The sequence below is a fragment of the Acinetobacter sp. SH024 genome, from assembly GCF_000163635.1.
GTDB lineage: Bacteria > Pseudomonadota > Gammaproteobacteria > Pseudomonadales > Moraxellaceae > Acinetobacter > Acinetobacter pittii.
In genome coordinates, this window is record NZ_GG753601.1 from 247146 (window position 1) to 256213 (window position 9068).

The 9068-nt window shown below is 37.8% G+C and carries 8 protein-coding genes; 4 read left to right on the forward strand and 4 right to left on the reverse strand.

Annotated elements, in window-relative coordinates; all coding sequences use genetic code 11:
• Positions 1-220: 220 nt before the first annotated feature.
• The 3 genes from HMPREF0013_RS13785 (at position 221) to HMPREF0013_RS13795 (ending at position 2577) form a co-directional block, all read left to right on the forward strand.
• A complete protein-coding gene (locus tag HMPREF0013_RS13785) occupies positions 221-727 on the forward strand; it encodes a hypothetical protein (RefSeq protein ID WP_002119687.1) in 507 nt (168 codons plus the stop codon).
• Between the two features lie 133 nt (positions 728-860).
• Positions 861-1865 (forward strand): LLM class flavin-dependent oxidoreductase, encoded by a 1005-nt coding sequence (locus HMPREF0013_RS13790; protein ID WP_002119697.1) that lies wholly within the window; start codon positions 861-863, stop codon positions 1863-1865.
• Positions 1866-2013: 148 nt separating this feature from the next.
• Positions 2014-2577, forward strand: a complete 564-nt coding sequence (locus HMPREF0013_RS13795) for a hypothetical protein (protein WP_002119689.1) — start codon at positions 2014-2016, stop codon at positions 2575-2577.
• A 39-nt stretch (positions 2578-2616) separates the two neighbouring features.
• On the opposite strand, the gene pgaD is transcribed toward HMPREF0013_RS13795, so the two are convergent.
• Genes pgaD through pgaA form a run of 4 tightly spaced genes read right to left on the reverse strand, consistent with a single transcriptional unit; the run spans position 2617 to position 8583 of the window.
• Positions 2617-3075 carry a poly-beta-1,6-N-acetyl-D-glucosamine biosynthesis protein PgaD gene (pgaD, locus tag HMPREF0013_RS13800; RefSeq protein ID WP_005073598.1) on the reverse strand — a complete coding sequence of 153 codons (459 nt, stop codon included), beginning with the start codon at positions 3073-3075 and terminating at the stop codon, positions 2617-2619.
• Positions 3072-4319, reverse strand: a complete 1248-nt coding sequence (gene pgaC, locus HMPREF0013_RS13805) for a poly-beta-1,6-N-acetyl-D-glucosamine synthase (RefSeq protein ID WP_002119761.1) — start codon at positions 4317-4319, stop codon at positions 3072-3074. The genes pgaD and pgaC overlap by 4 nt, the downstream gene beginning before the upstream one ends.
• A complete protein-coding gene (gene pgaB, locus HMPREF0013_RS13810) occupies positions 4319-6145 on the reverse strand; it encodes a poly-beta-1,6-N-acetyl-D-glucosamine N-deacetylase PgaB (protein ID WP_002119700.1) in 1827 nt (608 codons plus the stop codon). Before pgaB ends, pgaC begins: the two co-directional genes overlap by 1 nt.
• Positions 6145-8583 (reverse strand): poly-beta-1,6 N-acetyl-D-glucosamine export porin PgaA, encoded by a 2439-nt coding sequence (gene pgaA / locus HMPREF0013_RS13815; RefSeq protein WP_016802953.1) that lies wholly within the window; start codon positions 8581-8583, stop codon positions 6145-6147. The genes pgaB and pgaA overlap by 1 nt, the downstream gene beginning before the upstream one ends.
• A 334-nt stretch (positions 8584-8917) precedes the next feature.
• On the opposite strand from pgaA, the gene HMPREF0013_RS0105390 reads away from it, so the two are divergent.
• Positions 8918-9068: helix-turn-helix domain-containing protein (locus HMPREF0013_RS0105390; protein WP_240490963.1), on the forward strand; the 151-nt coding region annotated here is incomplete at its 3' end.

Below are 9068 nucleotides of genomic sequence, written 5' to 3' on the forward strand. Positions count from 1 at the left end.
GATATTTAAGCACCTTCGGGTGCTTTTTTATTATGAGTGATTAAAAGCTAATTTGTCGTATGCTCATGGTTTATCCACAAATTAATACAAACACTACAAACAGACACAAAACACTTGTATCACCTTTGGTGTTCTCCATAATTATCACGAAATTTTTTATTACATTTACCCCAAGATAAAGATAACTGTCCTTCGAGTAAAAAGGACATGGAGTTCTACGATGAAAATGAATATTTGGTTGGCTAGTGCATTAATTGCAACATCTTCTATGGTAACAGTTGCACATGCTGACAATGGTACACGTGTTGCTGCAACCTCTGCTTTAGGTAGTGTAGTGGGTACTGCAATTGGTAAAAGTATTGGTGGTACCTCAGGTGCAACAATCGGTGCTGCTTTAGGTGGTGCTGGTGGTGCAGCAGCAGCAAGTGATCGTCGTAATCGTACAGAAGCTGCAATTGGTGGTGCTTTAGGTGGTGGTGCTGGTTATACAGTCGGCAAAAATATGGGCGGTACTAACGGTGGATACATCGGTGCAGCAGTAGGCGCAGCTGGTGGTTCTGCATTAGGTCGTAAAGTTGCTGAAGATCGTAACTACGATGACCGTTATGACCGTGATCGTTACGATCGTGATGACCGCAGATATTACGATGGTGACCGTCGTTATTATAAAGGTGGTAGCCGTCGCCATGACAATGGCTTACACCGTGGTTGGTATAAAAACCGCTAATTCACAGATAAATCAAAAGAGCACCTTCGGGTGCTTTTTTATTTATAGCTAAAAATTAATATCGAAAAAAAACGATATACATCACACCCTATATATCGTATTATTTCGATATATCCTTATTCGAGAATATCGCATGCGATCACTTCAAGATACCAAGTTCTCTATTTTGGAACTTGCTCCTATTCGTAATGATAAAACCATCGAATTCTCATTACGTCACGCATTAGAATTGGCACAACATGCAGAAAAACTAGGTTATGAACGTTTCTGGCTTGCTGAACATCACAACATGGATGGTATCGCAAGTTCAGCTACCGCTGTCTTACTCGGTTTTATTGCAGCACATACACAGCATATTCGCTTAGGTTCAGGCGGAATTATGCTTCCTAACCATGCCCCTTTAGTTGTCGCAGAACAATTCGGGACGCTTGCTACTTTATATCCAAATCGTATTGAACTTGGTTTAGGCCGTGCTCCCGGTACAGATCAACTCACCATGCGAGCTTTACGCCGTGGTCATCAAGAAACAGAAGATCAGTTTCCTAGAGATGTTGTCGAAATCTTAAAATATTTCGATGTCCCTCAAGCAGGACAAAAAATTATTGCAACACCGGGGCAAAGTACCCATGTCCCAGTTTGGTTACTTGGATCTAGCCTATTTAGTGCACAACTCGCGGCAAAACTTGGACTTCCCTACTCATTTGCATCACATTTTGCACCACGTATGTTAGGTCAAGCGATTCAACTTTATCGGGAGAACTTTGAACCTTCTGAGTACCTAGATAAGCCGTATGTTTCAATGGGTGTGCCTGTTGTTGTTGCAGATACAGATGAAGAAGCACAGTTTCTAGCAACAAGTGCCTACCAACGCGTATTAGGTTTAATCCGTGGTGAAAGCTTGAAGCTGAAACCACCAGTTGAATCAATGCAGGGATTATGGAATACAGCAGAACAACTTTCTGTCGAAAACTTCTATGCAATGGCGCAAATTGGTTCTGTAGATACTGTTCGCTCTGGCTTACAAAAGTTATTAGCGACGTATGATGTTGATGAATTTATTTTTATATGTGATGTATACGATACAGCTAAACGCTTAGAAAGCTTTACACAACTCATGAATGTAAAAACAGAATATTAAACTCTACTTCAAGCTCCCATACTTGAATTGATTTCGAGTATGGGATGACCATCTATCTGAAAAGACTTTACCCCAACTTCCTGCTTGGTTATTTATATTAAAACGATAAAAACATCATGATTTAAAAAACCAAAAGGACTTTTGGAAAATGAGTATTAATATTAAAAATAACACTTCAAAATCAGTAATTTTTCAGAATATCTCTCAAGATTTCGAAGATTTTACTGGTCAAGTGATTTCATCAACATCAATTAAAGAGTTTGACTTTTCACATTCATCTGTCGCGATTATTGGTACAAATCAAGATAGCGTGACTCATCTTGAAAAAATCTGTCAGCAAGCAAAATTTGTGACTGTCTTCCAAATCACCCCTCATTTTATTTTGCCCCATAGTCAAATGGGTACACATAAGTTAATTACTCACCCACTTATTATTAAAAACCGCAGGTTATTTAACAATCGTGTTAAAAGCATTCTGGCATTACGTTTTCTAGAAACTCAAGTAAACGAACCATGGCTTAAGCGTCTTTTGACTCCCAATACTGCAACCACCAAAAAAGTATTTTTTAAATCCGACAGTTATTATGCAGCACTTCAGAAACCCAATTGTAAATTGCAAACATGGCCAATTGTTAAAATTACCAATAGATCTATTCACAGCATGGATGGTATAGAACAACCCGTTGATATTATTATCAGAGCAATGCCATAAAAGTAAAAAAAGCATGGTATTAGGCCATGCTTTTTTTATTTACTCATATTTTTGCAAATTACCATGATCATCGTAATGCAAAATGATGCGCTGTTTTTCTTGCAAATCATTTAGCATGTCGGAAGTAACTGAAAATTGGGCCGCTAATAATTCTACAGAACTATTAGGTGCCTTAGCACGTCGGTCCTCACCACTAAACCTAATCCAGTTATAACTTGCCCATAAAATTAAAATAAGCGCGCTAATCCCAATCATTAATGCTAAATGCAATAAGGTCTTAACTTCTGATAAGTGGTCTACCCAGACGTAATCATAAATTAAGTGACCTTCAAAAACCCATAAAAACAGTGAAACCAATGGGAAAAGCAGCCACATTAAACAAATCCAGCCAATGGTTTGTAATGTATAGTTTGCTGTTTTATTTTTGACATATTCCGGCTGATCAATATATTCAGGGATATCTAAAGTCTCTATATCCTTATTTTCCTCAAGTTTCATGGGTTATCTCCACGGAAGCCTCGGTCTGGACTTACCCAACGGGCACGTTTTTTTGTGTTAAATAAAGTTTTTGGTACCGCGACAACACTTGTAAACAAAGTCAGTAACCAGAAAAACAACGGGTACCAAATTACCCAAAAGTAATTTCTAAAAAAACGCCCTCGGTCATAACGATGATCAATCCACAAACTCACTAAAAATTGGATCAAACATGTTCCGCCTAATATTACACCGTACCACTGTGGCATAAGTGTTTTGATCTGCCATTGCTGAGGGAGTTCAACAAATAGTCCAACAAAAAATAGTGTGAAAATCATGATCATCACATAAGACCAGATAATACTGACTAGCGCCTCAATCATGACTGGCCACATTCTTCGATCACGCAGTTTGAACATTTGTGGAATATATTCTATAAGAACCTCTACTCCACCTTGCGCCCAGCGAAGACGCTGTTTCCATAGACCTTTAAATGTCTCAGGCATATAGATATAACAAAGCGCTTGTGGAATATACTGAATATCCCAATGGTCGAGTTGTAACTTCCATGAAATATCAATATCTTCGGTAATTTTATCGTCTGACCAAAACCCGACTCGAGCGAGTGCAGTTTTACGAAATGCTGCAATCACACCAGATACGGTAAAAATACGACCATATGTACGTTGTGCACGTTTAATCAAACCAATAATCGAAGAAAACTCACCAACTTGTAATTTTCCTAAAATACTAGATCGGTTTAAAATTCGTGGATTACCAGTTACAGCACCAATTCGCGGGAAGTTAATAAAAGGTTGCATTAACCAAAGTACCGCATGCGGATGCAACAACGCATCGCCATCAATACAAACAAGATATTCGTATTTACTAACCAGTACTCCCGATCTTAAAGCTACGGCCTTACCCTGATTTTCTGCTAAGTGTACAACCCGAAGTCGTGAATCTTGCGCTGACAATTCATCTAGAATTTCGGCGGTCCTATCACTACTTCCATCATTAACAGCAATGACTTCAAAATTCGGATATTTGGTTTGTAACGCATAACGAATTGTTTGGCGTACTTGCGCTTCTTCGTTAAAACACGGAATGATGATACTGCATCCTTCACCTGTCGGTTCAGGAAGCGCTTGTTCGCGGTATTCTCTTTTAAAGAAAAACCAAAGTCCCCCTACCATCCATGTCCAAGCCATCAGTAAGGGATATAAAAAGGCAAAAGCAAACAGAATATCGAGTAATACCCTCATTACTTTTTCCCCTCTACCAATCCAGCAAAAGGCTGATACATCACAGGGCTAGCATTCAGACTAAGCGGATTATATAAGTACTGATGAACATCTTTTGATTTTTCAAAGTCATAGCCATCAATACCGAATTTCTGGATTCCTACTCGCTGAATAGAAAAGAGTCCTTGCTGAACATCTTCCCAAGCATTTTTTTGCGAATTTTCTGGTAATACTAAAGTCAGCATTATTCTTTGCTTATCATTTTGATCAAGTGTATTTAAGAGCGTTAACAACTGATTAAATTGTTTTTTCTTACCAATCACATCAAACTTCAAATTGACTAAGTCATGTTGCATTAAAAGTGTTTTTATAAGCTCAGGTAGATTTTCCACATGATCTAAATCAGGTGTAAGCAATAAACTAAACTGTGCCTGATTACTCATATTTAAATAAGGTTTGACCGCTTCTTTAGTCAGTTCACTCAGTTGTTCCAGCTGTTTTGATTGTTCAATGCAACTGCTTTCTTGCACGGTTATTTTTTGCATTGCGCAATTTAAAGATGATCCTGCATTAAGCTGAACACCACTTAAATTACTGTTAAAACGCGCAATATCTTTAGCCAAATCTATAGTTAAAAATGGTCTATCTTTTCGCGGATAAGCAGGTAATTCTAATATTACAGATTGACCTGCGCGAGTTTGAGCCTGCCATAAACTACGGTTTAAAATATCTTGTTGAACAGACATTTTATCTGTAGGGAAATAGGCAACATCATATTGCCCATCTCCATCTTTGTCTTCTAAAGGCTTTAAGATTAAAGCATTGTTTTTTAAGCTATACAGTTTTGATAACAACTGCCCTAATTTTTCATCAGTCTGAGAGTTTTGTTGCGCTGCTAAGTGCTTTAAATCCATACTCACAAAATGACGCGATTGCTTAAATAAATCTGACTCTTCGAAATTCAGAATATTTAACATGCCTTCTGTCAGTTGTTCGGCTGTAGGGTTATCAATGACTAAGCTACGCTTAAAAGTTGAGTCACTCACGCGATTCATACCATCACGTCCTAAACTGAATGAGAACTGAAAACCAGCCTGTTGTGCCAGCTTCTCTAACTGCTCATTCACGGCGCCATAAGGCCAAATAATTGCTTTAGGATTAACCCCTACTTCTTTTTTCAAAACTGCATAAGATTTTTTTAAATCCTGCAAAATACGTTGTTGATATTCCGCATCGGTTTCATAACGTGATTGCGATTTTAAATAAGAATAAGAAGTCGCAGCAGGTTGCTCATTGCCTTGAGGATTGGCTAATACCCCATGATGTAAATCATCGCTATGGCTTGCAAACTCGGCTAACCCAGATGCTTGCATTTCACGAACTTGAGCCCAGTTCACCAAGTTACCTTGACCATAGGCTTCATAACCCGCTTTTGTATTACCATTTAACCAACTTGTTGGAAGAGCAAAAACTGCTGGAATTTTATATTGCTTCAGTAAAGGAAATACTCGGCTATAGCTACTTAAAGCACCATCATCAAAGGTCAGTAGAATAGAGTTATGAGGTAATTCTTTACCTTGCTTACGTGCCTCTTCAATGTCTTTTAGACGAATCGGTTTCCAGTCCGACTGGCTAAGCCAATCGAGAAACTGTGCCAGATTATTGGTCTGAATCGCATAAATATCACGATCACCTTCCTTTAACACGTCATCTCGTACATCATGAAAAGTTAAAGAAACCGTATGATTTTTTGGTAATTCAGTTTCAATGTGGGCATAGGACAATTGTACGGGTAATAATGTTGAAGCAAACACACAGCTCAACATCTTTGACTTCATATTATTCATTAAAAACGCCCTTCAAATCCAAAAATACCGTAGGTATGTTGTTCATCATGGCCATCGTATGGATGGTATTGCCAACCAACTCCATAATTAAGTTGCCAAGTCCGTGAGAGCTGCCATTGATGTTGATATTGCAAAGAATATGTTGGTCGAGCTGAGTAATCTGCTTGTTTATAAAGCCCGACTCCAGCTTCAAAATGCTGTTTAAATGAGCGTTCGTATTCTCGCCAAGTGACCCAGTCATGACTTAAATTCAACTCAGCACTGTAATGATTACTTGGGCTAAAGTAAGCGGTCTCATCTTGGCTATTGCTGCCATAAAATCCACGTACCGTTCCATAGGTAATATGATGAGGCGCATCAAATAATCGCTCACGCCAAAAGGTCGAAAATTCTTGTTGTTTATTACCGTCGCTTATATCGGTTAAGCCATAACTTGCCCCAATTTGGCGTGACTCATCTTTTTGCCATGTCAAAGCGGCGCGGTAAGCTTGTCCATCCTCACCCGCATCAATTGCTTGTAATGGAATATTAGCCTGACTGTCATATTGCAATTGATATTGCCAGTGGTCGTTTAGCCATTGTGACCAATCAAGACGAACACCTGCTTGTCCACCATCAGTACTTTGCGACAAAATTGCCGACAATGCCTTACGGTTTTCTTGCCACTCAGCACCGACACCATAACGTTGATCATGCACATCACCAAAACGGTATTCTCCGTAACGATCTTGATGCCAAGCAAATAGGCGATAATTATCTTTAATCCAAGGGCTATTAATACGCGTTTCTATTTCGCGGTCTTTCAAACCATTTTGCCCACTCACAGAATCACTCTTCTCTGCTTTACTTTGGCCCCAAGTTGTTGAATGAGAGATGGTTGCTCTATCACGATCATCTAATTCTTTTCGACTTTTAACTACGCCACTATCTTCAGGATAATATTGCAAAAGACTTTCTGTGCTTTTGCGCCACTCAGGAATATTCCCTAAAGCCTGGGCATTTTGCATTTGGTTAATACGCGTATCTTTAGCAACTGGCGTTAAGCCATTTAAACGATCAATTGTTTGCTTCGCCTGTAATGGCTTATCTCTCCAGCGCTCAACACGAGCAAGGTTATTAATTAAACCTTGATTAGCAGGTGCAAGATCTACTTGTTTCTGAAAATGCTTTTCTGATTTATCCAAATGATTTGCATAAGCTAAATGCATGCCTTGTAAAGCGATATAATCATCACGATCAGGATGACTTGATTTATCCACCCCTTTGGCTTGACTGTATTTATACGTAGGGATCAACCGATCAACATCATTCAAAAGTTGCTCAGCTTGTTTATATTTTTCTTGTTCAATATAAGAATAATAAAGCCCCGTATATACCGTCATATCTGAATAGTTTTTTTCGGTAAGTAAGGTTTTAAAAGCGAGTTCAGCCTGCTGCGGTTGTCTTTCTGCTAAATAACTATCCGCAATCGCATGACGTACATAAGCCGGTAGCTTTTCTAACGGTACATTTAATTTAGTAAATTCATCTAATACCGTACGGCTACGCCCACGAAAGTCCAAAGCATATAAATAGTCATAATGAAATCTTAAATAATTGGAGTCTGACGGTTGAATCAAAGGCTGTATTTGCTCACCTTGTTTCAATACAGCATCAAGCTCAGCAAAGCCTTCACTATCCGACATCCCTTCTCGATTGAGATATTTATAGCGAGTAATTGCATTATTTACACGTTGAGAAAACTCACTGACTTTTAACCAGTGCTGTAGCGCTTCTGTTTGTGCATTTTTATCGCTGGCAAGCAATAACTGCTGAGCTTTTTTATAGGAACCTACAGCCGCTAAGTCATAACTATATTCTTGTAAAACCGCAAAAGAGTTTGGTTGCTGTTGATAAGCTTGCTCAATTACAGATAAAGCATCTACTGGTGAATTAATGAGTCGATATGCATAAGCAATTTGAACAAATTGCTCAGCTGTAAGATTTTTATTCTTAATACTTGTTAAATGTACCTTAGCATTTACAGGATCTTGAGCTTCAGCATATAAAACTGCTAATAAAATCTGCCCATCAGATGTCTTGTGAATATTAAATTTGTTCGACCACTCAATTGCATCTTTAAAGTGTTTAAAATCACGCAAATTACGTATTAATGGTAATTGGCCATATTCTGGAAAAGTCACATAATTAATATTTGCTAAATGCTGAGAAAAAGTCAGTAGATCTTTTTTTTCACTTGACATTACAACTAAATAATCAGCTAGCAATTTTTGGTCATGTGGGTATTTATTTAGCAATTGATCTAATTTCAATATTGCTTGTTGAGTTTGTCCAGTTTTGTAAGTATGAATAGCTTGCTCTCGCAATTCATCCACTTGAGCGGCATATAAATTAAGTGGCAAGATATATACCAATGAAAAAACACATTTTTTTAGCATTTTGATAATCAGATAGTCCCATATCGAGGTGGGAAAGTATAATTAAAATAAAAAACTAATCACACAACACCAAAAAAGTGTGAACCATTTAACATTTTATAAATTATGGATTTTTTATGGATGATTTTCTAAAATATTTAGAAAAATTAAATAATTACTATTTTTTAACACAATAAAAAATATACACTTCTTTTCAATAGAGTTATTTAAATTTACAAATGAGGGCAGAGTAAAACTTGAAGTGCGACATAAACCACCTAATTAATTTAAAGGGTTTATGGAGTATATAAAATTGTCATACCATCATCTTAACTTTGAAGATCGTACTGCATTAATGCTTGAGTCAAGAAAAGAAGGCTTTTCAGCCAGAAAATTTGCTGAACTCATTAAAAGACATCCTAGTACGATCTATCGTGAGCTTAAAAGAAATAGCATCAATGACGTTTATCAAGCTCGATATGCTTCTGATAACACCTTCGCTAGAC